Here is a 23,819-nt window from a genome sequence, read left to right as displayed (position 1 = left end):
CGAAGGCGCGCCCCGAAGGAACGCGCCCTGTCGATACGCCGTGCAGCAGGCTCAGTCGGCCCAATGCCCCGGCTTGCTCGCGGTCGGGAGCACCTGCGCCGACAGCTGGCGATCGTCGTTGAGCAGGCGCACCGCGTCGGCCAGGATGGAGGCCGATTCGCGCAACAGCGGGTCCGGACGCTTTTCGGCGGCCTTCTCGCGCGCGACTTCCTGAGCCAGGTTGCGCTCGCTGGACTGCAGGCCGTCGTCGCCGTTGTCGTCGGCCAGCGGATCCAGGTCCAGGCCCATGGTCTTGCGCTCGGCCTGGCGCTGCTTGCGCTTGCTGTCGTCGCGGTCGCGCTCGGCGCGGCGCTCGGCCTCGTTGAGCGTGATCGACTTCTTGGCGCGTTCCTCGCGGAACTCGGTCACGTCCTGCGACCACCACTGGAATTCCTTGTCGCCGGCGACGCGGCTGTCGTGCAACGCCGACAGCTTGGGCAGCAGCGGCGCGAAGTTGCCGTAGCGCACGTGCGGCACCGCGGCGATCTTGGTCCACGGCAGCGCGTTGTCGTAGGTGCTCTCGCCGTATTCGCTGGCGTCGACCGAGGCCGGGAACGACAGGTCCGGCACCACGCCCTTGTTCTGGGTCGAGCCGCCGCTGACGCGGAAGAACTGGGCGATGGTCAGCTTGACCTGGCCGAAGCGCGGGCCTTCGTTGGCCGGCCAGCGGTCGAGGTCGAGCATGTTCTGCACGGTGCCCTTGCCGAAGGTGGTCTCGCCGATGACCAGGCCGCGGCCGTAGTCCTGGATCGCGCCGGCGAAGATTTCCGAGGCCGAGGCCGAACCGCGGTTGATCAGCACCGCCAGCGGACCTTCCCAGGCGATGCCGGAATCGTCGTCGCCGTTGACCTCGATACGGCCGCCGGACTGGCGCACCTGCACCACCGGGCCGCGGTCGATGAACAGGCCGGTGAGCTCGATGGCTTCGTCCAGCGAACCGCCGCCGTTGTAGCGCAGGTCCAGGACCACGCCGTCGATCTTGTCGGCGCGCAGCTTGGTCAGCAGCTTGCTGACGTCGCGGGTGGCCGAGGCGTAGTCGGTGCTGTTCTTGCGGCGGCCTTCGAAGTCCTGATAGAAGCCCGGCAGCTTGATCACGCCGATGCGCTTGGCCGGGGCGTCGCCGGTGGCCGGGATGGTGATGATTTCGGACTTGGCGGCCTGGTCTTCCAGGCGCACCTTGTCGCGCACCAGCACCAGGCGGTTGGGCTTGCTGTCCAGGCCGGCTTCGGCCGGAATCACGTCCAGGCGCACCTTGGTGCCCTTGGCGCCGCGGATCTTGGCGACCACGTCGTCGATGCGCCAGCCGATCACGTCTTCCATCGCGCCGCTGTCGCCCTGGCCGACCGCGACCACGCGGTCGCCGACCTTGATCTTGCCGGAGTTGCCGGCCGGACCGCCGGGCACGATCTCGCGGATCGCGACCACGTCGTCCTGCTTCTGCAGCACCGCGCCGATGCCTTCCAGCGACAGCGACATGGTCATGTTGAAGTTGTCGGCCGACTTGGGCGTGAAGTAGTCGGTGTGCGGATCGATCGCGTTGGCGTAGCTGTTGACGAAGGTCTGGAACACGTCTTCGCTCTTGAGCTCGGAGAAGCCCTTGGCGAGATTCTGGTAACGCTTGTCCAGGGTCTTGCGGATGTCTTCGGGCTTCTTGCCGGCCAGCTTCAGGCGCAGCCAGTCGTTGCGCACCGACTGCTTCCACAGCGCGTCGAGCGCGGCGGTGTCGGCGGGCCACGGCGCTTTCTCGCGGTCGTATTCGAAGCGGTCGTTGCCTTCGAAGCTGAAGATGTCCTGCTTGAGCAGCGCGCGCGCGTAGTTCACCCGCTCGTCGACGCGTTGCTTGAAGGTGGCGAAGATCGCGTAGGCCGGGCTCAGGTCGCCGCCGCGGATGGCGTCGTCGAGCTTGGTCTTGTAGGCATCGAACTTGGCGATGTCCTGGGCGGTGAAGTACTGCTTGCCCGCGTCCAGCGATTCGAGATAACGCTTGTGCATGTCGGCCGACAGGGTGTCGTCGAGCGCGCGCGGCCGGTAGGCGTAGCGACTGTCGGACAGCACGCCGTACACGAGCTTGGCGGCGGTGGCCTGGTCGGCGGTCGGCGCGTTGGCCAACGCGTTCGGGGCGCCGCCGGCATCGGCACGCGCGAGCAGCGCGAGCGGGGCGGTCAGCAGGAAAGCGAGCAGAGTGGTCTTGGCGGTCATCGCGGGGGTCTTCATGGCCGAGCTTGGCCTAGGCGTCGAGGATGTAGCGGGATTGGACAAGCCCACAGTGCCGAAAGTTGCCGTGCCTGTCACGCGCGGCAGTAAGGGTTTCGGGCATCCGGGGGCGAATGGCGTTCAGGTTCGCGACGACGGGGGTTAGCGGGGCGTTAGCCGGGCGTTACGCCGGCACGCCGGACCAGCTGTCGGCAGCTCGATCGGTCGCGGCCCGACGGCGGGCATTCGGCCATCGGCGAGCCCGGCCGCGGCTTGCGGCCGTACGAAATCGGCCGGTTGGCGCACTCAGGCGGCGGCGAAGCCGGCTTCGATCGCCTGGCGGTCGGCGTGGTAGGACGAGCGCACCAGCGGGCCCGAGGCGACATGGGTGAAGCCCAGCGCCATGCCGTAGAGCTCGAGTTCCTTGAACTCGTCCGGGGTCCAGTAGCGCAGCACCGGATGGTGGTGCGGGGTCGGCTGCAGGTACTGGCCGATGGTGATCATGTCGACGTCGTGCGCGCGCAGGTCGCGCAGCGTGGCCTGCACCTGCTCCATGGTCTCGCCCAGGCCGAGCATGATGCCGGATTTGGTCGCGACCTCCGGGTGCTGGGCCTTGAACTTCTGCAGCAGGGTCAGCGACCACTGATAGTCGGCGCCCGGGCGCACGTTGCTGTAGAGGTCCGGCACGGTCTCGACGTTGTGGTTGAACACGTCCGGCGGGTTGGTGTTCAGGATCTCCAGCGCGCGCTCCATGCGGCCCTTGCCGCGGAAGTCGGGCGTGAGGATCTCGATCTTGGTGCGCGGGCTCTCGCTGCGGACCGCGGCGATGCAGTCGACGAAGTGCTGGGCGCCGCCGTCGCGCAGGTCGTCGCGATCGACGCTGGTGATGACCACGTACTTCAGGCCCATGTCGGCGACGGTGCGGGCCAGGTTGGCCGGCTCGCTCGCGTCCGGCGGCTTCGGCCGGCCGTGGGCGACGTCGCAGAACGAGCAGCGGCGCGTGCAGACCTCGCCCAGGATCATGAAGGTCGCGGTGCCGTGGCTGAAGCACTCGTGGATGTTCGGGCAGCTGGCCTCTTCGCAGACCGTGACCAGGCGGTTTTCGCGCAGCTTGGCCTTGAGCTGGGCGACCGAGTTGCCCGAGGGGATGCGAACGCGGATCCAGGACGGCTTGCGCAGCACCGGGGCGTCGACGAACTGCACCGGCGAGCGGTTGATCTTGTCGCCGCCGAGCTGCTTCGCACCGGGCGTCATGGTGGTCGACTGCAGCACCGCCGGCGCGTCGCTACCGCTGACTACCGTGAGCGGGATGGTCTTGGAGGCGGGATCGGTCATGGCGCTGCGTGGACTCTTGTCGTTTGGCTCCCTCTTCCGCTGGCGGGAGAGGGTTGGGCTGAGGGCGGGCACCGCGGGTTTCGCGGCGGCTGGCGGATTCGCGGGCCCTCATCCGCCCTTCGGGCCCCTTCTCCCGCTAGCGGGAGAAGGGGATCGAACACCCCTTCCCGAGGACAGGAGAGGGCAATCAGAAGCTCAACGGCTCGGCGGTTTCCACCGTCAGGCCGAACTGCCGGGCCAGGTGGTCGACCAGGACCGGCTTGACCGCATCCAGCCCGGACGGGCCGCCCAAGTCTACCACCGAGGTCACCTGCAACCCCTGGTAACCACAGGGATTGATGCGCTGGTAGGGCGACAGGTCCATGGCGATATTGAAGGCCAGGCCGTGGAAGGTGCAGCCGCGGCGGACCCGGATGCCCAGGGCCATGACCTTGGCCCCGGCGACGTAGACGCCGGGTGCGCCGTCGCGGCGGCCGCCCTCAATGTTCCATTCGCCCAGGGTGTCGATCACCGCCTGCTCGATCCGGTCCACGTACTCGCGCACGCCGACCTTGAGCCGGCGCAGGTCCAGCAGCGGGTACAGCACGATCTGGCCGGGGCCGTGGTAGGTCACCTGGCCGCCGCGGTCGACGTGCAGCACCGGGATGTCGCCCGGCATCAGCACGTGCTCGTCCTTGCCGGCCTGGCCCAGGGTGAACACCGGGTCGTGCTCGACCAGCCACAGCTCGTCGGGGGTCTCGGCGTCGCGGGCGTCGGTGAAGGCCTGCATCGCACGCCAGACCGGCTCGTAGGGCTGGCGGCCGAGATCGCGCAGTTGCGCGGCCGGCAGGCGCCCAGCGCCGCCCAGCACCGCCGCGACCGCGTCGATTACAGCGTCCACTTCACTTCCGGATGCTCGCGCAGGACCTGGTGGGCCAGGTCGTACTGCTCGCGGCTGACGGCGCGGAAGCTGATCCGTACCGACACGTACTTGCCGCTGGCCGAGTGCTTCCACTGGATGGTTTCGGCCTCGACTTCGATGCCGGCGCCGATCAGCAGCTGCGGCAGCTCGCGCTCCAGCCCGGCCTCGGCCGAGCCCATGGCGCTGAGCTCGAACGTACCGGGGAACTGGAAGCCGTGATCGGGGTTGTCGGAGTTGATGTTCATGCGTCGATTATGGGTCCGCGGGAGCCCGAACCCAACCCGGCGTAGGATGCGCTCAGGCACCGGTTGCAGGAGTCACAGCAGATGAATACAGCGTCGCTCTGGTGGGGCTTGCTGTTCGGCTCGATCGGCCTGGGTTACTTCATCTACGGCAAGCGCCAGGGCGCCCCGGTGCCGCTGCTGTGCGGGCTCGGGCTGATGGTGTTCCCCTATTTCGTGTCCAACAACTGGGCGATGGTGCTGATCGGGGCCGGGCTGGCAGCGATTCCGTATTTTTTGCGGTTTTAGGGCGCGCCCGATCGCCACCATGCCAACCGTAGGATGTGGTGAGCGTAGCGAACCGCATCACCCTCCCCTCTCACGTCAGACTTCCCCCACCCTCGAACACGCCTTTTCCGGATACCGAAAGCGCATCGCAGCTACCACCCTGAGCTCACTCACTTCGAGCCAGGACGATGACCCGCTATCGCCGCCCGTTCGCGCCCGGCGCGACTTGGTTCTTCACCACCAACCTCGCCCTGCGTGGCGACAATCGACTGCTGATCGAACGCGTCGAACTGCTTCGCAGCGTGATTGCGGCGGTCAAGACGCGCCATCCCTTCCGGATCGAGGCGATGGTGGTGCTGCCCGATCATCTCCACGCCGTATGGACGCTGCCGCCGGACGACACCGGTATCGGCCTGCGCTGGGGCCTGATCAAGGCCGGATTCGCACGGCGGTTACCCCGGCTGGAACGACGATCGACGAGTCGCAGCGGGCGCGGGGAGCGCGGAATCTGGCAGCGACGCTTCTGGGACCATCTGATCCGCGATCAGGCCGATCTGAATGCACACTGCGACTACATCCACTACAACCCGGTGAAGCACGGTTTGGTGATGACGGCGAAGGATTGGCCGTATTCGAGTTTTCATCGTTACGTTCGTAGCGGCGTCTATCCCATCGATTGGGGCGTGGCGCGGGATTTCGGGAGGCGGTCGTTTGGGGAGTGACGTGGGCGATGCGGTTCGCTGTGCTCACCACATCCTACGAGGGTGAGTCGGGAGGGACGTCGCCAGCGCGAGCGCGCGGTCGCGGCTCACGCCGCTCCTACAGGAATCGGCCAGGAATCGGCATCGGAACTCGCGCGCGCGGCGCCGCAACGGAAAAGGCCGGCTTGCGCCGGCCTTTCCTGATTCACGCTGCGGTGCGCGAGCCGTTTATTCCGACTCCCACCACATCCAGAACTCGTCCCACAGGCGCTTGAAGAAGCCGCCCTCTTCGATCGCGTTGAGCGCGACCAGCGGGCGCTGGGCGATGACCTTGCCGTCCAGCACGACCTTGACCGTGCCCACGGCCTGGCCCTTCTTGATCGGGGCGACCAGGGTCTTGCTGACGTCCATGCTCGGCTTGAGCTGGGCGTACTTGCCGCGCGGCACCGTGACCAGCAGCGGCTCGGCGACGCCGAGCTGGGCTTCGTCGGCCGTGCCCTTCCAGACCTTCTGCTTGGCGATGGCCTTGCCGGCGTCGTAGAGACGGTGGGTTTCGTAGAAGCGGAAGCCCCAGTTCAGCAGCGCCTGGCTGTCGACGGTGCGCTGATCGTCCGAGGTCGAGCCCATCACCACCGAGATCAGGCGCTGGTCGCCGCGCAGGGCCGAGCCCATCAGGCAGTAGCCGGCGCCGGAGTGGTGGCCGGTCTTGATGCCGTCGACCGAGGGGTCGCGCCACAGCAGCCGGTTGCGGTTGGACTGCAGGATCGGGCCGACCTTGAGTTCCTTGATCTTGTTGTACGAGTACGCGACCGGGAAGTCGTGGATCAGCGCACGCCCGAGCAGGGCCAGATCGCGCGCGGTCGAGTAGTGGTTTTCCTGCGACAGGCCGTGCGGGTTCATGAAGTGCGAGTTCTTCATGCCGATGCGCGCGGCGTACTGGTTCATCAGCGCGGCGAAGGCATCCTCGCTGCCGGCGACGTGCTCGGCCAGGGCGATCGCGGCGTCGTTGCCGGACTGCACCACCATGCCCTTTTCCATGTCGACCAGCGGCGCGGTCTTGTTGACCTCGAAGCCGGAGTAGCTGCCGTCGGTGGCCGCGCCGCCCTTGCGCCAGGCGTTCTCGGTCATCATCACCTGGTCGGTGTCCTTGACCTTGCCGCCCTTGAGCTCGGCGGCGATCACGTAGCTGGTCATGACCTTGGTGATGCTGGCCGGCTCGACCCGGGTGTCGATGTTCTCGCCGGCGAGCACGTTGCCGCTGGCGGCGTCCATCAGCACCCAGGCGCTGGCCTTGATCGCCGGCGGCGGCGGCACCGGCAGCGAATCGCTGGCCGGCGGCAGGGCCGCGGCGGGCTTCGGAACGGGCGACTGCGCGAAGACCAGGCCGGCGGTGGTCGTGACCAGGCAGGCGGCGGTCAGCGCGGCGAGCGCCGCAGCGCGGGGGGTGAAGCGGGCTTTCATCGTTCTACTACTCCGGGGAGCCGGTCTCGTGCCGGCCTGGGCTGGGAATTCTGCGCTGGAGCCGCCCGTCCGGGGCGTTCCAGATCGGCGGGGCCGGGCCTGCGCCCTCCCCGTCTGTTCGACGCGGCCGTCCCGGGCCGCGATCGACGGCGGGACGTCCTGCCCCGCGCAGCTCCGGACGCATCCGGAGCGAGATGTAGCTCCTGCGCGCTCAGTCGCGCACGCGCTGCGGTTGTCCGAACCCCAGACCGACGATGCGCGCGGCAAGTTCCGGCGCCGCGGCGGCCTGCAAGGGGCCCACGCGCAGGCGCCAGACCTTCTGGCCGTTGGCGTCGCCGTCGAGCAGACGGGCATCGTCGATGCCGGCGCTCTTGAGCATACCCAGAGCGCGGTCGGCGTTGCTGCGCGCGCTGAAGCTGGCGACCTGCAGGGTCACGTCGCCGTCGCGCGGCACGGCATTGCGTTCGATGGCGGCGGCGACCACGGTCGCGGCCTTGGCCGGAGTCGGCGGCGGCGGCGCCTTGGGCGGCGCCGGCAGCGCGGCGGCGGCGACCGCCTCGGCCTTCTGGCGTTTTTCCAGCGCGCGGCGTTCGGCGCGGCTGAGTTTGCGCGGCGGCGCCGACTCGATGCGCACGGCCTTGCCGGTGGCGACGCGGACCTGGCGCGACTTCATCCACAGCTCGAACTCGTCGGCGCTCATGGCCTTGCCGTTCTGCATCATGTCGAAGCGATAGTCGCCGCCCGGCGTCGCGGCCACGGCAGCGGCCGGCTTGCCGGTGGCGATGCGCGCGCCCGGCGGCAGTTCGCTCGCGGCGGCGCTGGCGACCGGCATCGCCGACACCAGCCGATCGATCGCGCTGGGCGGCGCTGCGGCCGGCGTGGCCGCAACGGCCGGCGGCGGGTTGTTGGCGGCGCGGGCGTAGGCCGGCGGCGGCGCATCGCCCGGATGCAGGGCGCGCACCTCGACCCGGCCGGTGCCGCGCTGGGTGATGCCCAGCTTGACCGCCGCCGCGTAGCTGAGATCGATCACCCGGCCGTCGTGGAACGGGCCGCGGTCGTTGACGCGCACGGTCACCGACTTGCCGTTGTCGAGGTTGGTGACGCGGGCGAAGCTCGGCAGCGGCAGCGATTTGTGCGCGGCGGTGAAGGCGTACATGTCGTACACCTCCAGGTTGGAAGTGCGGCGGCCGTGGAATTTCTGGCCGTAGTAGGACGCGGTGCCGGTCTCGACGTAGTCGTCGTGGTTGTCGAGCACGCGGTAGGTCTTGCCCAACACGGTGTACGGCGAACGGTTGCCGAAACGCGAGCGCGGCTCGGCGGTGATCTCGGGTTCGGGAATCGCGTCGACGTCGGGCACGTGGTCGGGCGTGCTGTCGCGCTGGCCCGGCGCGTACAGGCCGCCGGCGGTGTAGTTGCCGCGCTTGCCCATGTCTTCCTGGGCCGGCGCGTACGGCGACTTCTTGCGTCCTTGCGACGGCGGCAGATTGCTGCGGCCGACGCCGCCGCGGTCGGGCAAGGCGACCGACTGGGAAGCGGGTTTCCTGGGGGCGCTAGCGCAGGCCACCAGGGCCAGGGGCAGGATCGCGGCGATCAGCCGCTTCATGCCGGAGGCTGTCCGGTGCTGTTCGTGGCCAAGGGGTTCTCCCGTCCGGCGATCGCCTCGGACAACTGATACACCGCCATCGCGTAGTGGGCGGAGATGTTGTAGCGGGTGATCGCGTAGAAGTTGCGGAAGCCGAGCCAATACTCCGGCCCGGCGACGCCTTCCAGGTTCAGCAAGGTCGCCGTTTCGGTCGGCGCGACCGTGCCCAGCGGGCGATAGCCGCGCGCGGCCAGGTCGCTGAGCGGAATGATGGGATCCATGTTGTCGGGCTTGAAGTCCAACGCGGTGGCGTCGCGGTTGGCGCGCACCACGATCGGACCGCCGCGCACCCAGCCGCCCTTCTTGACGAAGTAGTTGGCGACCGAGGCGAACACGTCGTCGAGATCGGTGAACAGGTCTTTCTTGCCGTCGCCGTCGCCGTCGACCGCGTACTGGCGGTAGCTGGAGGGCATGAACTGGCCCCAGCCCATCGCGCCGGCGTAGCTGCCGGTCAGGCTGGCCACGTCGAGCCCGGTTTCCTTGCCCATCGCGAACAGCTGGCCGAGCTCGTCGCGGAAGAAGGCCTCGCGGCGGTTCTCGCGCTCGGCCTTGGCCGGGTCGCCGCTGCGCGGGTACGCGAACGCCAGGGTGTACAGCGCGTCGATCACCGGGTAGCTGCCGGTATTGCCGCCGAAGCTGGTTTCGACGCCGATGATGGAGACGATGATTTCCGCCGGCACGCCGGTCTGCGCTTCGACCCGCACGAGTTGCTCGCGGTGTTCGGCCAGGAAGGCGCGGCCGCCGTCGATGCGCTTTTGGGTGACGAAGATCGGGCGGTAGTCGCGCCAGGGCTTGGCCTCGGCCGGACGCGACATCGCCGCGACGATGCTGTCGCGGATCTGCGCCTTGGCCAGCACCGATTCGATGTAGGCCGGGTCGATCGAATACTTGGCGGCGGTATCGCGCACGAACGCGGCGCGGGCCTGCTCGATCGGCATCGGCACCACCGGCGGCGGCAGATGCGCCAGCGGATCGGGCTTGACGGTCGACGCTGCAGCGATCGGCGGCGGCGGCTGGAGCTGGGCGGCAGTCGGGGGCGGCGCCTGGGTGGCGCAAGCCGCCAGAGCGAGAGTGAGCGCGCCAATCGCGGCGCGGCGTACGGTGTCGGGGCGTCGAATCATCGCCGCGAGGGTAGCACGCGAAAACAGGGGCCAAAACCGTGAATTCGTGAAGATCGCGGCCGATAGTCAGGTTTTGTTGCTTAATCGGCGCGGGAAGACGGGGGAGTTTTGGAGCGGCCCTCACCCCAACCCCTCTCCCGCGAGCGGGAGAGGGGCTATTGAGAGCACCGCTGCTTCCGTCGGAGAGCGCCGCTGCTTCCGTTGAGAGCACCGGTGCTTCCGCCTGCAAGCGCCGATGCTTCCATCTGCAAGCGCCGATGCTTCCCCCTTCTCCCGCTTGCGGGAGAAGGTGCCCGAAGGGCGGATGAGGGCCGCTTTACCCGATGAGGGCCGCTTTCCCCTTACCGCCCCCCGTGCACCGGCCGATGCGCGCGCACCGCCATCACCACGCCCAGGCCGGCCAGCAGCGAGACCGCCGAGGTGCCGCCGTAGCTCAGCAGCGGCATCGGCACGCCGACCACCGGCAGCAGGCCGGCGATCATGCCGCCGTTGACGATCACGTAGACGAAGAACGCCAGGCCCAGCGCGCCGGCGATCAGGCGCGAATAGCCGTCGCGGGCCTCGGCCGCGATCCACAGGCAGCGCCCGACCACGAACAGGTACAGGCTCAGCACCACGGCCACGCCCAGCCAGCCGAATTCCTCGCTGAGCACGGCGAAGATGAAATCGGTGGTGTGTTCGGGCAGGTAGTTCAGGTGCGACTGCGAGCCCTGCAGCCAGCCCTTGCCGGTCATGCCGCCGGCGCCGATCGCGATCTTGGACTGGATGATGTTCCAGCCCGTGCCCAGCGGATCGGACTCGGGGTTGAGGAAGGTCAGGATGCGGTCCTTCTGGTACGGCCGCAGCAGCCAGAACCAGGCCACCGGCGCGACCGCCGCGACCCCGCCGAAGGCCGCGCCGAACCACCACCACGGCAGTCCGGCCAGGTACAAGGCGAATGCGCCGCTGATGCCGACCAGCATCGCCGTGCCGAAGTCGGGCTGGAGCAGGATCAGCAGGGTCGGCACCGCGATCACCACGCCGGCGACCAGCACCGAGAACAAACGCGGCGGCAGCGCCTGGCGGTTGAGGTACCAGGCCACCATCATCGGCAGGCTCAGCTTGAGCAGCTCGGCGGGCTGGAAATAGAAGACCTTGAGGTCGATCCAGTGGCGGCCGTGCTTGCCGGTGCCGATCGCCAGCACCAGCAGCAGCGGCAGCAGCGAGACGCCGTAGACCAATGGGGTCCAGTTGCGCAGCTGCGAGGTCGGCATGCGCGACAGCGCCCACATCGCCGCCAGGCCGACCGCGAAGCGCGAGCCCTGCGCCAGCACCATGCGCATGGAGTGGTCGCCGGCGCTGTACAGCACCGCCAGGCCGATCGCCATCAGCGCCAGCAGCGCGCCCAGCATGGGCAGATCGACGGTGCGCAGCGCGCGCGCGATCAGGTCGAACAACCAACGCAGGATCTGCCTCACCGGCGCGGCTCCGGCGGCGGTGCGGGGTTCCGCGGGCGCGGCGCGGCGCTCGCGGGCGCAGGCAGGGGCGGCGCGCGGCGCGCGTCAGCCGCGGCGCCTGGCCCCGGCGCGGTCGCCGCGGCCGCAGGAGTCGCATGCGCCTGCGTCGCCGAGGCATCGCGGCGCGCATTCAAGGTCGGCGCGTTGGCGTGGCCCTTGGCGGCCTCGCGCGCCAGCGCTTCCGCGCTCAGCGCACCGACCGCGAACGCCGGCGACACCGGCGCCGGGGTGTTGACCACCACACCGTCCTGGTTCACCGACAGCGCGACCGGCGCCGTCGTCGCCGCGACCGGAGTCGTCAGCGGCGCGATCGCGTTGGCGTCGGCCGGATCGGGCTCCGGCATCTTGCCCAGCAGCCAGGCATCGAAGATCTTGCGCGCGATCGGGCCGGCCGAACTGGCGCCGTAGCCGCCGTGCTCGACCACCACCGCGACCGCGATGGTCGGGTTATCGGCCGGCGCGTAACCCACGAACAGCGCCTGGTGGCGCAGGTGATATGGCAGCGAATGCGGATTCACGCTGACGTTGCCGCGCCGGCTGATCTTCTGCGCGGTGCCGGTCTTGCCCGCACTCTGGTACGGCGCGCCGCGCACCAGGCTGGCGCCGGTGCCGCCGGGCAGCATGGTCCCGACCATGCCTTCCTGGACCGCGCGCAGGTGCGAGGGGTTGTCGGTGATGCGGGTCGGCGCCGGCTGTTCGACCGGCGTCCACGGCGTCTCGTAGCCGTCGCGACGTTCACGCACCAGATGCAGGCGGCGCAGGTCGCCGCCGTTGGCGATCGCCGCGGTGCCGCGCACCAGTTGCAGCGCGGTCGCGACCCAGTAGCCCTGGCCGATGCCGGCGATCACGGTCTCGCCCGGGTACCAGCCTTCCTTGCTGCGCTTGGCCTTCCACGTCGCCGAAGGCACCACGCCGCTGTTCTCGCCGGCCAGGTCGATGCCGGTCGGCCCGCCGAAGCCGTAGCGGCGCATGTACTGCTCGAAACGGGCGATGCCCATCTCGTAGGCGAGCTTGTAGTAGTAGTAGTTCACCGACTGCGAGATCGACTTGCGCAGGTCGGTCCAGCCGGCGCCGCCGTGGGCGTCGCGGTAGCCGCGCTTCTGCCCGGGGATGTGGAACTCGCCGGTCGAGAACACCTTGTCCTCGGCGCGGCGCAGGCCGCTGTCCAGGCCGGCCAGGCCGATCAGCGGCTTCACCGTCGAACCCGGCGGGCCGCCGCCGAGCACGTTGCGGTTGAACATCGGCCGCGACGGGTTGTCCATCAGCGAACGGTAGTCGGCGCTGGAGATGCCGTTGACGAACAGATTGGTGTCGTAGCCCGGCAGGCTGACCATCGCCAGCACCTCACCGGTGCGCGGATCGACCGCCACCGCCGAACCGTCGAATTCGCCGAACGCGGCTTCCATCGCCCGCTGCAGGTCCAGGTCGATGCTCAGGCGCAGGTCCGCGCCCGGCTGCGCCGGCACGTGCCCGACCTGGCCCATCGGGCGGCCGTCGACGTTGGTCTCGATCTTCTCGTAGCCGACCTTGCCGCGCAGCGCTTCCTCGTAATAGCGCTCCAGGCCGGTCTTGCCGACGTGGGTCAGGGCCGCGTTGCCCTCGGCCATCGTCTCCAGGTCCTTGGTGTCGATGCGGCCGACATAGCCGATCACGTGCGAAAACAGCTCGCCGTAGGGATAGCGCCGGTTGAGGTAGGACACCAATTCCACGCCCGGGTAGCGCCAACGGTCGACCGAGAACCGCGCCGCCTCCTCGTCGCTCACGCGCAGCTTCAGGGTGATCGGCTTGAAGCCGCGGGTGGCCTTGCGCTCGTTCTCGAAGCGCTGGATGTCCTCGGGCGACAGCGCGATCAGCTTGGCCAGCGACGGCATCCAGGTCTCGGTCTTGCCGGCTTCGCTGGGGGTGACGTCGATCCGGAACGCCGGCACGTTGTCGGCCAGGATCCGGCCCTTGCGGTCGTAGATCAGCCCACGCCCGGGCACCACCGGCCGCAGCTTGATGCGGTTGGCGTCGGAACGGGTGACGTAGTCGGCGTGCTGCAGCACCTGCAGGCGGTAGTACCAGAAGCCCAGCCCGAGCACGCCCAGCAGCACGAACGCGAACGCGACCGCGGCGCGGCGGCGGAACTGGTCCGCCTCGGCGGCGGCGTTCTTCAGCACCCGCTTCCTCAGCGGGTGCGGACCGAACCAGCGGCGACGCGGGCCCATGGCTCAGCGCCTCCGCCAGCTGCCCAGGCGCAAGGCGTCGAGCAACAGGAAGATCAGCGGCCACAGCAGCAGGCCCGACAGCGGCGCCAGCCAGAACGTCGCCGGCAGGGTCGGCTCGCCCAGGGCGACGTGGATCGCGGCGGTGACGATGCGGTCGTTGAGCATCAGGCCGCCGACCCACAGCGCCTGCTGCCACAGCGGGAAGAAGCGCAGACGCGCGCGGAAGCGCTGCAGGATGAAGGTCATCACCACCAGGCGCAGCGCCTGCTCGCCGAACAGGCCGCCGTAGACCACGTCGCCCAGCAGGCCGAGCGCGAACGCGAAGCCCAGGCCGGCGCGATCGGGGTCTTCGATCACCCAGTACGCCAGCACCAGCGCCAGCCAGTACGGACGCAGCGGCTGCAAGGCCAGCGGCAGCGGCAGCAGCCCCAGCAGCAGCGCGGCGATCAGGCTTACCGGCAATACCCAGTGTTGGCGAGTACGGGTCATCGGCGCGGCTCGCGGGCGGCAGGACCGGTGGGCGGGGTCGCGCGCGCGGGCGATGTCGGCGGATTCGTTGCCGGCGCGGCGTTGGCGGGCGCAGTGTTTGCAGGAGCGGCGCCGGTCGCCGTAGCCGCAGCGGCGGCCGACGCGCCGGGCTGGCCCGGCGCCGGCGCGGTGGTGTCGAATTCCTCCGGGTTCACCGGCGGCGGCATCGACAGCAGCACCAGCACTTCGCGGCCGCGGTCCAGCTGCGCCGCCGGCTTGACGTCGCCGACCAGGAAGGCGCGGCTGTCGTCGGGCCGCAGCGCGGCGATGGTGCCGACCGGGAAGCCGGGCGGGAAACGTCCGCCCAGGCCCGAGGTCACCAGTTGGTCGCCGACCTGGACATCGCTGGACAGCGGCACGCTGGCCAGGCGCAGGGTGTCGCTGCGGCCGTCGCCGTAGACCACCAGGCGCACGCCGTTGCGCGCCACCGCGACCGGCACCGCGTGCGAGGGATCGGTGATCAGCAGCACGCTGGCGTGCATCGGATTGACCCCGATGATCTGGCCGAGCAGGCCACCGGAATCGATCACGCTCTGGCCGGTGCGCACGCGGTCGCGGCTGCCGGCGTCGAGGATCAGGCGCTGACGGGTCGGGTCCAGGTCGATGTCGAGGATCGGCGCCAGCACCACGTCGAGATTGCCGCGCTCGGCGGCTTCCAGCAGGCCGCGCAGGCGCGCGTTGTCCGCGGCCAGGGTCTGCAGCCGCGCCATCCGCGCCTGGTTGACCAGCAACTCGTTGCGCAGGCGGCGGTTGTCGTCGGTGAGCTGGCTCAGCGTGCCGGCGTCGTCGTGGATGCGCTCGGCCACGCGTCCCGGCCAACCGGCCACGGCCCACAGCGGCGCGACCGCGACACCGGCCTGCCGGCGCGCCTGGTTCAACCAGCCGCCGCGGTGATCGAGCACGATGAGCACCACCGCCAGCGCCAGGTAGGCGAGCAGGCGCAAAGTCCCTGCGACATCACCAATGCGGGCGGTGGAGGGAGGACCGGCGTAAGACGGCACGGGCGGGTGTCTACGAGTCGAAAGAGGCGGACGGAAGAGGCCGCGAACGCGGCGCCTGCATCGGGACGGCGTCCTGCCCTCCCGGACCGCGGACGGCAGGCACGCTGCCGACGCGCGAATGCTGCAAAAACTGTGACGGTCGTCGCGACTTGACCCCTCCCGCTCCGACCAGCGCGGGCGCGCGTTGCGTCATTCCGGCGCGAAGAACTCGTTGCCGTGCATGTCGACCAGCTCCAGCGCACGGCCGCCGCCACGGGCGACGCAGGTCAGCGGATCGTCGGCCACCTGCACGTGCAGGCCGGTCTCCTCGCTGATCAGACGGTCCAGGTCGCGCAGCAGCGCGCCGCCGCCGGTGAGCACGATGCCGCGCTCGGCGACGTCCGCACACAGCTCCGGCGGGGTCTGCTCCAGCGCCAGCTTGATCGCCGAAACGATCCCGGCCAGCGGTTCGCGCAGGGCTTCGAGCACTTCGTTGGAATTGATCAGGATCATCTTCGGCACGCCCTCGGCGAGGTTGCGGCCGGAGACTTCGATCGTGGCCGCCTTCTGCTGCGGGTAGGCGCAACCGATCTCGAGCTTGATGCGCTCGGCGGTGGCTTCGCCGATCAGGGTGCCGTAGGTGCGGCGCACGTAGTTGATGATCGACTCGTCGAAACGGTCGCCGCCGATCCGGACCGAAGCCGAATAGACGATGCCGTTGAGCGCGATCACCGCGACCTCGGTGGTGCCGCCGCCGACGTCGACCACCATCGAACCGCGCGCCTCGGTCACCGGCATGCCGGCGCCGATCGCCGCGGCCATCGGTTCCTCGATCAGGTAGACCTCGCGGGCGCCGGCCTCTTCGGCCGATTCCTTGATCGCGCGACGCTCGACCTGGGTCGAACCGCAGGGCACGCAGACCAGCACGCGCGGGCTCGGACGCAGGAAGCGCGACTTGTGCACCTTGCGGATGAAGTGCTTGAGCATTTCTTCCGTATAGGTGAAGTCGGCGATCACGCCGTCCTTCATCGGCCGGATCGTGGTGATGTGCCCCGGGGTACGGCCGAGCATCTGCTTGGCCTCGCCGCCGACCGCCGCCACCGTGCGGTTGCCGCCGATCAGCCGGTCCTGGCGGACCGCGACCACCGAAGGTTCGTTCAGGACTATCCCTTGTCCACGCACATAAATGAGTGTGTTGGCCGTGCCCAGGTCAATGGACAGGTCATTGGAGAACATGCCGCGAAACTTCTTGAACATCGGGGGATAGGCCGTCAAAAGGGAGGCAAGAAGAGTTCGCTAGCCTAACGCCCGCCCCCCCTGCGAGCAAGGAAAAACAACGCTTTCCGACGCTTTTCGACGGCGAGGCTCACCCGCCGGGGGGGCCCGAAGCCGCGGCCGGTCCCGAGCCGGTCCGAGCCTGAATAGGGCTCCCTTCGCCGGACACGGCCGAATCCTGATTTGCGTCACAAACTGGCCGGCCGGCCCGGCAGCGGCTACCCTACGCCGCCGGGCGGCACAGGGCCGCCGTTTTTATGGCCGCTCCTGCGCCTGCACGGCGCCGCACCGAGCGGCTCTCAACATTGGGGTTTCATCGATGTCTGCACTGATCTGCGGTTCTCTGGCTTACGACACCATCATGGTGTTTCCCGACCAGTTCAAGAACCACATCCTGCCGGACAAGGTCCACATCTTGAATGTGTCCTTCCTGGTGCCGCGCATGCGCCGCGAGTTCGGCGGCTGCGCCGGCAACATCGCCTACAACCTCAAGCTGCTCGGCGGCGATCCGATCCCAATGGCCACCGTCGGCCAGGACTTCGGTCCGTACCGCGAATGGTTCGAAGAGCAGAGCATCCGCCTCGACCAGGTCAAGGTGATCGACGAACTGTTCACGCCGCAGGCCTTCATCACCACCGATCACGACAACAACCAGATCACCGCCTTCCATCCGGGCGCGATGATGCGTTCGTACGAGAACCACGTGCGCGACGTGGCCGGCGTCAGCTTCGGCATCGTCAGCCCCGACGGCCGCGAAGGCATGCTGCAGAACGCGACCGAGTTCGCCGAAGCCAACATCCCCTTCATCTTCGATCCGGGCCAGGCGATGCCGCTGTTCAACGGCGAAGAGCTGCGCCACTTCATCGAGCAGGCCGACTACGTCACCGTCAACGACTACGAGTCCAACCTGCTGCAGGAACGCACCGGCTGGAGCGAGAAGCAGATCGTCGAACGCGTGAAGGCCTACATCACCACGCGCGGCCCGCACGGCTCGCTGATCCACACCGCCGAGAAGACCTACGACATCCCGCCGGCGCACGAGCGCCGCGTGACCGATCCGACCGGCTGCGGCGACGCCTTCCGCGCCGGCCTGATCTTCGGCATCGAGAAGGGCTACGACTGGCTGACCATCGGCCGCATGGGCAACCTGATGGGCGCGCTCAAGGTCGAACACCCGGGCACCCAGAACCAGCGCTTCGACTACGACGAATTCGCCGAGCAGTTCCGTCAGCAGTTCGGTTACGCGCTGTAAGCCGACGCGCGTCGCGCGTCGCGCGTCGCGCGCCGAACGCAGAAGAATCAACGCACAAGAATCCCGGCCATGCGCCGGGATTTTTTTGCTCCGCGTTGGCGACGGCATGCCGCGATGCGGCGGCGATGGGCGACGCCGATCAAACGTCCAGGCGCTTGCGGAAAACCGCGACGTCTTCGCCGCGATGGTGCGCGCTCTCGAGATACTCCCAGCCCAGCCGCCGCATCAGGCTCCGCGCGGTCGCGGTGCCGGGACCGCCTGCCCCGTAGTAGTCGGATCATTCGCTTTCGAACAGACGCTGCGGGCCGGCGGTCGCCAGCGAATGGTCCGCCAGCAAGGCGACCGTTACTGCGTCCGTGCTCATGGCGAGGTCGCCCGCAGCGCACGCCACTGCGCGAACGCCGCGGCATCGCCCGCGAACACGTTCAGATCCACCGGCCCATCGATGCCCGGTACGCTGCCGCGATTGTGGTACTGCCATAGCGTCCAGCGCGCGCTCGCGTCGGGCGCGCGCACGATCCTGCGTCGCCACAGCGCGCGCGCCGGCAGGTCCAGACGATGGGCGGCGAAGAATTCCGGAGTCACGTAGAGCAGCACGGGTCGGCCGTAGGCGGCCTCGACCAGCGCAAGGTAGGTATCGAGCTCACGACGCAATTGCACGCCGTCCGGACTGCGGCCGCAATTGCCGCCGAACTCCAGGTCCAGCGCCGGCGGCAGCGCGTCCGCGTCGGGCGGCGCGGCGGCGATGAAATTAAGCGCCTGCTCCGCGCCCGGCTTGCACCAGGTGAAGAAATGATAGGCGCCGACCGCGAGACCGGCCGCGCGCGCCTCGCGCCGGTTCCGATCGAAACGGCGGTCGCGATGGTCGCCGCCCTCGCTGGCCTTGAGATAGGCGAAAGCGACATCGTCCGCGGCGACGGCACGCCAGTCGATCGCGCCCTGGTGATGCGAAACGTCGATGCCGCGCAGCGGATAGCGCGTGCGGTCGGGCTGCCAATGCAGGAACCACAGCCAAGCCAGCGCCACGACCAGTACGGCCGATGCCGCCAGACCGATCGACGCGGCGGCGATGCGCCAGCCGCGTGCCTTCACTTCCAGCCCGGCAGCTGGCTCGCGTCGACGCCGCCGACCTCGAACACCGCGGTGCGGGTGCCGCCGGCCTTGACCGGGAACTCGATCGCGATGGTCTTGGCATTGCGTACGCTGCGCCACAGCGCGCGCTCGTCCTCGATGAACATGGCGATCGCTTCATCGGTCTTGGGCCGGCTCGCCGCCATCGGCTTGGGCGCTGCGTCGTCGATCTTCACCTGGACCTTGCAGCCGCTGTAGCAGTTGAAGTCGCCGGCCTGCAGCACGAGGTAACTGCTGCGACCCCACTGCGGATGGTCGCGGAAGATCAAGCGCACTTCCTTGGCGCCGCTGCCGTCGGTGTCGATGTGGTCCTTGGCGTAAAGCGCCGCCGAGCGCTGTTCACCGCCCTTGAGCACCGCCTGGGTCTGGTACGACCACAACGCCGCCAGACGGCGCGTCTCCAAAGTCTCGACCGCCTTGACCTTGGCCTCCTCATATTGCGGCTTGATCCGCGCGGCAGCCTCGCTGTTCGGGTACTTGGCCGTCAGCACATCGCCGTGCGCGCGCGCCACGTCCCATTTGCCCAGGGCCACGGCCTCGTCGAAGGACTTGGCCATCTCGCCGGCAGCCTTTTCGTCGGCCGCGGCCTGCGCGGCGGCGACCGCCTTGGGATCCACCGCCGGCTTGCAGGCGGCGAGCGCGAGCGTGGCGGCGAGCAACAGCATCGGGGTCCTGGCGTTCATAGGGTGCATCTCGTTGTGGGTCCGTGAGGTCGGGTCGTGAGTTCGGTCAACGCGTTCCAGCCAACTTGGTCACTGCCTGCGCGACCGCGTCGGGACGTTCGACCAAAGACATGTGGCCGCAGCCGTCCAGCAATACCTGCCGCGCCTGCGGCATGCGCGCAGCGTATAAAGCCATCGCGCTGGAATCGATCACCGCATCATTCTTGCACCATAGCAGCAGCGCCGGCTGACGGATCTGCGCGGCGGCATCGCCCGGCAGGAAACGCTCCGGCCCGCGCCCGATGCGGTCCAGCACCGATTGCTCGAACGCGGCGTCGCGCTTGCGGCGCGCGATGTAGATGTCGTCGGCCGGCCACGGAATCGCCGGCTTGGCGGCGGCGTCGAAGAACACGGTGTCGAGGTAGCGCTGCAGCGAATCGGCGTCGCCGACCGCGAACGGGTTGCGCCCCGCAAGCACCTCGACGCCGAAACGGTTGTCGCGAAAACGCACGCCCGCCGCGTCCAGCAGGCCGACGCGGTCGACATCGCGCGGATAACGCGCCGCGGTCAGGGCGGCGATGCCGCCGCCCATCGAATGGCCGAGCAGCACCACCTCGCCGCCCCGCGGCCGCGCGACCTGTTCGATGAAACGCGCCAGCCGCGCGCTCTGGGCAACGAAACCGTAGTCGCCACCGGCGCGGCGCTGGCTCTCGCCCCAGCCCGGCAGATCGGGAATCAGCAGCCGGTAACGGCCGCGCAGGCGCTGCGCCAGCGGGTACCAATTCTCCTTGCTGCCGGTGAAACCGTGGACCATGACCAGCAGCGGCGCGTCGGCCGGCGCATCGTCGTTGTAGGCATACACCCAGCGGTGATCGCCGACCACGACGCTGTCGCGCGACAACCCGGCGGCGATGAGCTGGCGGGTGTAGTCGGCCAGTACCACGCGATAGGGATCGCGCCACAACAGCAGCGCGACGATCGCAAACGACGCGGCCGCCACGAGGGCGGCCGCGAGTTTGATGCGACGCCAGCGCACGGCGTCCTTACTTGGCCGCCTGCGGCGCGGCCTTGGCCTTGGCGATCACCGCCTCGACCGAGTCGGTCGTGATCGGGTGATAGCCGGGCTTGGCCTTGGCGAAGGTCTCCTCGGCCAGCTTCAGGCCGGCCGGCGTCTTCACCAGTTCGCTGTAGGTCGGCATGATCAGCTTGCGCCGGCCGATGCGCTGCAGGAACGCCGCGATCGCGCTATTGGCCTGGGTGTAGCCGCTGCGCACGGTCAGCGGATACCAGCGCTGCGCGATCTCGCCATTGGGCGTGCCGGTGATCTTGTAGGCCGCGTCCAGCGCCTTGAGCTGATCGACGCTGAGCGTCTCCGGCATGCCTTCGATGAAGTGCACCCATTCCTGGGTCGACCATTTCGCGGTCGCGGCCTTGTCCGGCAAGGTGCCGGCGTCGATCCAGGCCTTGCGCGCGGCGTCGATCGCGTCGAAGCGCGCCGACGGCGTCTGCGGCGCGGTGCTGGGCACGCCCGGCTCGTACAGCCAAGCGTCGAACTCGGCCTGCGTGACCTTGCCCGGGTACTTGTCGAGCAGGTTGGCCTTGGCGTAATCGACGAACTGCTGGGTCGAGATGCTCTGGAACGCGAAGTGGTCGAAGTAGCCGCGCAGGAAGGCGTCGAAGTTGTCGCGGCCGAAACGCTGCTCCAGGAACTGCAGGAACCACGCGCCCTTGGTGTAGACGGTGCCGGTGAGGTTGTCGTCCGGATCCTTGAGGTCGCCCGGCTTCACCGCCAGCCGCTGCAGCGCCTTGTTGTCCTCGGTGAACTCCGACTTGAGTTCGTTGCGGCCGATCAGGCTCTCCATGTCGGCGCGCTCCTTGCCGTAGAGCACTTCGACGATGCGGTTCTCGACGTAGCTGGTGAAGCCCTCGTTGAGCCAGGCGTCGTTGGAGGTCGAGAACGTCACCAGGTTGCCGGACCAGCTGTGCGCGAGCTCATGCGCGATCAGCGACACCAGCGACTTGTCGCCGACGATCGCGGTCGGCGTGGCGAAGGTCAGGCGCGGGTTCTCCATGCCGCCGTACGGGAACGACGGCGGCAGCACCAGGATGTCGTAGCGGTCCCAACGGTAGGGGCCGTACAGCTTCTCGGCGGTCTCCATCATCTTTTCGGTGTCGGAGAACTCGGCCACGGCCTTGGGCGCCATCGCCGGTTCCGCCCACACGCCGCTGCGCTGCGAGATCGGCTGGAACACCAGGTCGCCGGCCGCGATCGCGAGCAGATAGGACGGGATCTTCTGCGGCATCTTAAATTCGTAGTCGCCGTCGCGCGCGGCCTTGGGATCGTTGTCGGCGCTCATCAGCACCATCGCGTCCTTGGGCGAGGTCACATGCGCGGTGTAGGTGAAGCGCACGCTCGGCGTGTCCTGCAGCGGCACCCACGAGCGCGCGTGGATCTGCTGCGACTGGCTGAACATGAAGGGCGTCTTCTTGCCCTCGGTCATCGCCGGCGTCAGCCATTGCAGGCCCGACGCGTTAGGCGAGGTCTTGTAGGTCACGCGGATGCGCGCGTTGCGCTCCGGCGTTTCGATGGTGAGCTTGCTGCCCAGCAGCTTGTCGGCCGGCGCCAGCGAGAACTTGAGGTCGTTCCACTTGCCGTCGCTGCGTTCGCCGACGATCTTCTCGATGGTCAGATCGCGCGTATCCAGCACCAGCTGGGTCGCGGCCTTGTCGACCCAGTCGAGGGTGTAGGTGGCCGAACCGCTGAGCTGCTTGTGTTCGAAATCGACCGCCAGCTGCAGGGCGAGATCGTCGATCCGGACCTTGCCCGGCTGGGCGTAGGAATGCTCGTCGACCACGGCAGGACTGGTCACGGCGGTCTCCGTCTTGGCGGCGGGGGTGGCGGCGCCGTCGGCGGCCGGCGCGGCCTCGCGCGAGCAGCCCAGAGACAGCGCGGCGGCGAGGCAAACGGTAAGGATCGAATAACGCATGGCAGGCCCACGACTAGGGATCGAGCCTTCGAGTTTAGCGCCTAGTCCGCGCCGGGGGCACAGCGCAGCATGGCGGTTCGCCGGCCCGCGCTCGGCGCCGGCGCCGGCGCCGCAACGCTGATTTCCGACCCGCGGCGCTGCAACAGTCAGTCCCGCGCACCCGGCTGCGCCCGCGCGTGCAGAGGCCTAGCATCGGCATCCTCCCCCTTTCGGAACAAGACGATGACTCCTCTCGCAGGCAAAGTGGCCCTGGTCACCGGCGGCAGCCGCGGCATCGGCGCGGCCATCGCGCAACGCCTGGCGCGCGACGGCGCCGACGTGGCGCTGACCTACGCCGCCTCGCAGGACCGCGCACTGGCGGTGGCGGCGGCGATCGAGGCCGGCGGCCGGCGCGCGCTGGCGATCCGCGCCGACAGCGCCGACCCCGACGCGGTGAGCGCCGCGGTCGAGCGCACCGTGGCCGAGTTCGGGCGCCTCGACATCCTGGTCAACAACGCCGGCATCTTCATGTACGGCCCGTTCGAGGACGAGTCGCGCGAGAGCTTCGAGCGCGCGATCGCCATCAACGTGCAGGCGCCGTTCGTCGCCGCCCAGGCCGCGTCCAAGCACATGCGCGAAGGCGGCCGCATCATCACCATCGGCAGCTGCCTGGGCGAGCGCGTGGGCGCGCCGGGCATGACCCTGTACTCGCTGACCAAGTTCGCCACCGTCGGCCTGAGCAAGGGCCTGGCCCAGGACCTGGGCGCGCGCGGCATCACCGCCAACGTCGTCCAGCCCGGCCCCATCGACACCGAAATGAATCCCGCCGACGGCGAAGGCGCCGACGGTCAGCGCGCGAGCCTGCCGCTGGGCCGCTACGGCGAAGCCGAAGACGTGGCCGACCTGGTCGCGCATCTGGCCGGGCCGGGCGGCCGCTTCATCACCGGCGCCGCCTTTTCGGTCGACGGCGGCTTTTCCGCCTGAGCCGGCGATGACGCGCGCGGCGATCTGGGCCTGGGCCCTGCTGGTCGGCGCAGGCCTGCTGGAGATCGTGTGGGCGATCGCGCTCAAGCACAGCGAAGGCTTCGCGCGCCTGTGGCCGAGCGCGATCGGCCTGGGCGCCGCGATCGCGAGCTTCGCCATGCTGGCGCTGGCCTTGAAGTGGCTGCCGGTCGGCACCGCCTATGCGGTGTGGGTCGGCATCGGCACGGTCGGCGTCGCGATCGCGGGCATCGTCGCCTTCGGCGAGCCTGCGACGGCAGCGCGCTTGCTGTGCCTGAGTCTGATCGTGGGCGGGGTGATCGGCTTGAAGCTGGTGGGCTGAGCCGCTACCGGAAGATCGGCCGCAGCATGCGGCCTATCCGCTGGCGAGCGCCTGCGCGCCGATCAGGCCGAAACGGCGGGCACGGATACCGCCGCC

General features: G+C 69.1%; 20 protein-coding genes and 1 pseudogene. 5 read left to right on the top strand and 16 right to left on the bottom strand.

Going from position 1 to position 23,819, the window contains the following annotated elements:
- Nucleotides 1-51 precede the first annotated feature (51 nt).
- From ASE10_RS10260 to ASE10_RS10245, 4 genes are all read right to left on the bottom strand, one after another.
- A complete protein-coding gene (locus ASE10_RS10260) occupies nucleotides 52-2,238 on the bottom strand; it encodes a carboxy terminal-processing peptidase (protein ID WP_156087546.1) in 2,187 nt (728 codons plus the stop codon).
- A gap of 300 nt (nucleotides 2,239-2,538) precedes the next feature.
- The gene (gene lipA / locus ASE10_RS10255) at nucleotides 2,539-3,567 is read right to left on the bottom strand and encodes a lipoyl synthase (protein ID WP_055908282.1); all 1,029 of its coding nucleotides are present in this window, start codon (nucleotides 3,565-3,567) and stop codon (nucleotides 2,539-2,541) included.
- A gap of 187 nt (nucleotides 3,568-3,754) precedes the next feature.
- Nucleotides 3,755-4,435, bottom strand: a complete 681-nt coding sequence (gene lipB, locus ASE10_RS10250; protein ID WP_157480901.1) for a lipoyl(octanoyl) transferase LipB — start codon at nucleotides 4,433-4,435, stop codon at nucleotides 3,755-3,757.
- Entirely contained in the window at nucleotides 4,435-4,713 is a 279-nt protein-coding gene (locus tag ASE10_RS10245) for a DUF493 family protein (protein ID WP_055908276.1), read from the bottom strand. Before ASE10_RS10245 ends, lipB begins: the two co-directional genes overlap by 1 nt.
- An 81-nt stretch (nucleotides 4,714-4,794) precedes the next feature.
- On the opposite strand from ASE10_RS10245, the gene ASE10_RS10240 reads away from it, so the two are divergent.
- Both ASE10_RS10240 and ASE10_RS10235 read left to right on the top strand, forming a co-directional pair.
- On the top strand, nucleotides 4,795-4,998 hold the full coding sequence (locus tag ASE10_RS10240) for a hypothetical protein (RefSeq protein WP_055908273.1): 204 nt from the start codon (nucleotides 4,795-4,797) through the stop codon (nucleotides 4,996-4,998).
- A gap of 167 nt (nucleotides 4,999-5,165) precedes the next feature.
- Entirely contained in the window at nucleotides 5,166-5,699 is a 534-nt protein-coding gene (locus ASE10_RS10235) for a transposase (RefSeq protein WP_055908271.1), read from the top strand.
- A 207-nt stretch (nucleotides 5,700-5,906) separates the two neighbouring features.
- On the opposite strand, the gene ASE10_RS10230 is transcribed toward ASE10_RS10235, so the two are convergent.
- The 8 genes and pseudogenes from ASE10_RS10230 to ASE10_RS10195 all read right to left on the bottom strand — a co-directional run bounded on the left by ASE10_RS10230 (nucleotide 5,907) and on the right by ASE10_RS10195 (nucleotide 16,370).
- On the bottom strand, nucleotides 5,907-7,139 hold the full coding sequence (locus ASE10_RS10230) for a D-alanyl-D-alanine carboxypeptidase family protein (RefSeq protein WP_055908268.1): 1,233 nt from the start codon (nucleotides 7,137-7,139) through the stop codon (nucleotides 5,907-5,909).
- Nucleotides 7,140-7,350: 211 nt separating this feature from the next.
- Nucleotides 7,351-8,742 carry a septal ring lytic transglycosylase RlpA family protein gene (locus ASE10_RS10225; protein WP_055908265.1) on the bottom strand — a complete coding sequence of 464 codons (1,392 nt, stop codon included), beginning with the start codon at nucleotides 8,740-8,742 and terminating at the stop codon, nucleotides 7,351-7,353.
- A complete protein-coding gene (gene mltB, locus ASE10_RS10220) occupies nucleotides 8,739-9,902 on the bottom strand; it encodes a lytic murein transglycosylase B (RefSeq protein WP_056304821.1) in 1,164 nt (387 codons plus the stop codon). Before mltB ends, ASE10_RS10225 begins: the two co-directional genes overlap by 4 nt.
- Before the next feature lie 341 nt (nucleotides 9,903-10,243).
- Nucleotides 10,244-11,359: a rod shape-determining protein RodA gene (gene rodA, locus ASE10_RS10215; RefSeq protein ID WP_055908261.1), complete on the bottom strand. Its 1,116-nt coding sequence runs from the start codon at nucleotides 11,357-11,359 to the stop codon at nucleotides 10,244-10,246.
- Between the two features lie 377 nt (nucleotides 11,360-11,736).
- Nucleotides 11,737-13,605 (bottom strand): annotated as a pseudogene (gene mrdA, locus ASE10_RS10210) (penicillin-binding protein 2); the annotation flags it as partial.
- 3 nt (nucleotides 13,606-13,608) lie between these two features.
- The gene (mreD, locus tag ASE10_RS10205; RefSeq protein WP_055908258.1) at nucleotides 13,609-14,094 is read right to left on the bottom strand and encodes a rod shape-determining protein MreD; all 486 of its coding nucleotides are present in this window, start codon (nucleotides 14,092-14,094) and stop codon (nucleotides 13,609-13,611) included.
- Nucleotides 14,091-15,134: a rod shape-determining protein MreC gene (gene mreC, locus ASE10_RS10200; protein ID WP_055908255.1), complete on the bottom strand. Its 1,044-nt coding sequence runs from the start codon at nucleotides 15,132-15,134 to the stop codon at nucleotides 14,091-14,093. Before mreC ends, mreD begins: the two co-directional genes overlap by 4 nt.
- A 189-nt stretch (nucleotides 15,135-15,323) precedes the next feature.
- The gene (locus tag ASE10_RS10195; RefSeq protein WP_055908252.1) at nucleotides 15,324-16,370 is read right to left on the bottom strand and encodes a rod shape-determining protein; all 1,047 of its coding nucleotides are present in this window, start codon (nucleotides 16,368-16,370) and stop codon (nucleotides 15,324-15,326) included.
- Between the two features lie 337 nt (nucleotides 16,371-16,707).
- Between ASE10_RS10195 and ASE10_RS10190 the strand changes: the two genes are divergently transcribed.
- Nucleotides 16,708-17,640, top strand: coding sequence for a carbohydrate kinase family protein (locus ASE10_RS10190; protein ID WP_055908245.1), 933 nt, complete (start codon nucleotides 16,708-16,710; stop codon nucleotides 17,638-17,640).
- A gap of 360 nt (nucleotides 17,641-18,000) precedes the next feature.
- Here the strand turns inward: ASE10_RS10190 and ASE10_RS10185 are convergent, their stop codons facing one another.
- The 4 genes from ASE10_RS10185 to ASE10_RS10170 are packed head-to-tail and all read right to left on the bottom strand — an operon-like array spanning nucleotide 18,001 to nucleotide 22,420.
- Complete coding sequence (locus ASE10_RS10185) at nucleotides 18,001-18,732, bottom strand: GH25 family lysozyme (protein ID WP_200949783.1); 732 nt, start codon at nucleotides 18,730-18,732, stop codon at nucleotides 18,001-18,003.
- Nucleotides 18,729-19,454 (bottom strand): hypothetical protein, encoded by a 726-nt coding sequence (locus ASE10_RS10180; protein WP_235567551.1) that lies wholly within the window; start codon nucleotides 19,452-19,454, stop codon nucleotides 18,729-18,731. Before ASE10_RS10180 ends, ASE10_RS10185 begins: the two co-directional genes overlap by 4 nt.
- A 46-nt stretch (nucleotides 19,455-19,500) precedes the next feature.
- On the bottom strand, nucleotides 19,501-20,469 hold the full coding sequence (locus ASE10_RS10175; protein WP_082586090.1) for an alpha/beta hydrolase: 969 nt from the start codon (nucleotides 20,467-20,469) through the stop codon (nucleotides 19,501-19,503).
- Nucleotides 20,470-20,476: 7 nt separating this feature from the next.
- Nucleotides 20,477-22,420, bottom strand: coding sequence for a M1 family metallopeptidase (locus tag ASE10_RS10170; RefSeq protein WP_055908239.1), 1,944 nt, complete (start codon nucleotides 22,418-22,420; stop codon nucleotides 20,477-20,479).
- Between the two features lie 222 nt (nucleotides 22,421-22,642).
- Here ASE10_RS10170 and ASE10_RS10165 point away from each other — a divergent pair, with 222 nt between their 5' ends.
- Both ASE10_RS10165 and ASE10_RS10160 read left to right on the top strand, forming a co-directional pair.
- Nucleotides 22,643-23,383 carry a 3-oxoacyl-ACP reductase family protein gene (locus tag ASE10_RS10165; RefSeq protein ID WP_055908236.1) on the top strand — a complete coding sequence of 247 codons (741 nt, stop codon included), beginning with the start codon at nucleotides 22,643-22,645 and terminating at the stop codon, nucleotides 23,381-23,383.
- Nucleotides 23,384-23,390: 7 nt separating this feature from the next.
- Nucleotides 23,391-23,723, top strand: coding sequence for a multidrug efflux SMR transporter (locus tag ASE10_RS10160; protein WP_055908233.1), 333 nt, complete (start codon nucleotides 23,391-23,393; stop codon nucleotides 23,721-23,723).
- Nucleotides 23,724-23,819: the final 96 nt, after the last annotated feature.

The organism is Lysobacter sp. Root76 (assembly GCF_001428685.1).
Lineage (GTDB): Bacteria > Pseudomonadota > Gammaproteobacteria > Xanthomonadales > Xanthomonadaceae > Lysobacter.
This window is presented reverse-complemented; position numbering and strand designations above follow the sequence as displayed.

Coding starts and splice junctions, on each gene's coding strand:
- lipA (WP_055908282.1), bottom strand. CDS start 3,567: ATGACCGATCCCGCCTCCAAGACCATCCCGCTCACGGTAGTCAGCGGT.
- ASE10_RS10190 (WP_055908245.1), top strand. CDS start 16,708: ATGTCTGCACTGATCTGCGGTTCTCTGGCTTACGACACCATCATGGTG.
- ASE10_RS10240 (WP_055908273.1), top strand. CDS start 4,795: ATGAATACAGCGTCGCTCTGGTGGGGCTTGCTGTTCGGCTCGATCGGC.
- ASE10_RS10180 (WP_235567551.1), bottom strand. CDS start 19,454: ATGAACGCCAGGACCCCGATGCTGTTGCTCGCCGCCACGCTCGCGCTC.
- ASE10_RS10170 (WP_055908239.1), bottom strand. CDS start 22,420: ATGCGTTATTCGATCCTTACCGTTTGCCTCGCCGCCGCGCTGTCTCTG.
- ASE10_RS10260 (WP_156087546.1), bottom strand. CDS start 2,238: ATGACCGCCAAGACCACTCTGCTCGCTTTCCTGCTGACCGCCCCGCTC.
- ASE10_RS10160 (WP_055908233.1), top strand. CDS start 23,391: ATGACGCGCGCGGCGATCTGGGCCTGGGCCCTGCTGGTCGGCGCAGGC.
- ASE10_RS10230 (WP_055908268.1), bottom strand. CDS start 7,139: ATGAAAGCCCGCTTCACCCCCCGCGCTGCGGCGCTCGCCGCGCTGACC.
- ASE10_RS10225 (WP_055908265.1), bottom strand. CDS start 8,742: ATGAAGCGGCTGATCGCCGCGATCCTGCCCCTGGCCCTGGTGGCCTGC.
- ASE10_RS10235 (WP_055908271.1), top strand. CDS start 5,166: ATGACCCGCTATCGCCGCCCGTTCGCGCCCGGCGCGACTTGGTTCTTC.
- ASE10_RS10195 (WP_055908252.1), bottom strand. CDS start 16,370: ATGTTCAAGAAGTTTCGCGGCATGTTCTCCAATGACCTGTCCATTGAC.
- mltB (WP_056304821.1), bottom strand. CDS start 9,902: ATGATTCGACGCCCCGACACCGTACGCCGCGCCGCGATTGGCGCGCTC.
- ASE10_RS10165 (WP_055908236.1), top strand. CDS start 22,643: ATGACTCCTCTCGCAGGCAAAGTGGCCCTGGTCACCGGCGGCAGCCGC.
- ASE10_RS10245 (WP_055908276.1), bottom strand. CDS start 4,713: ATGAACATCAACTCCGACAACCCCGATCACGGCTTCCAGTTCCCCGGT.
- mreD (WP_055908258.1), bottom strand. CDS start 14,094: ATGACCCGTACTCGCCAACACTGGGTATTGCCGGTAAGCCTGATCGCC.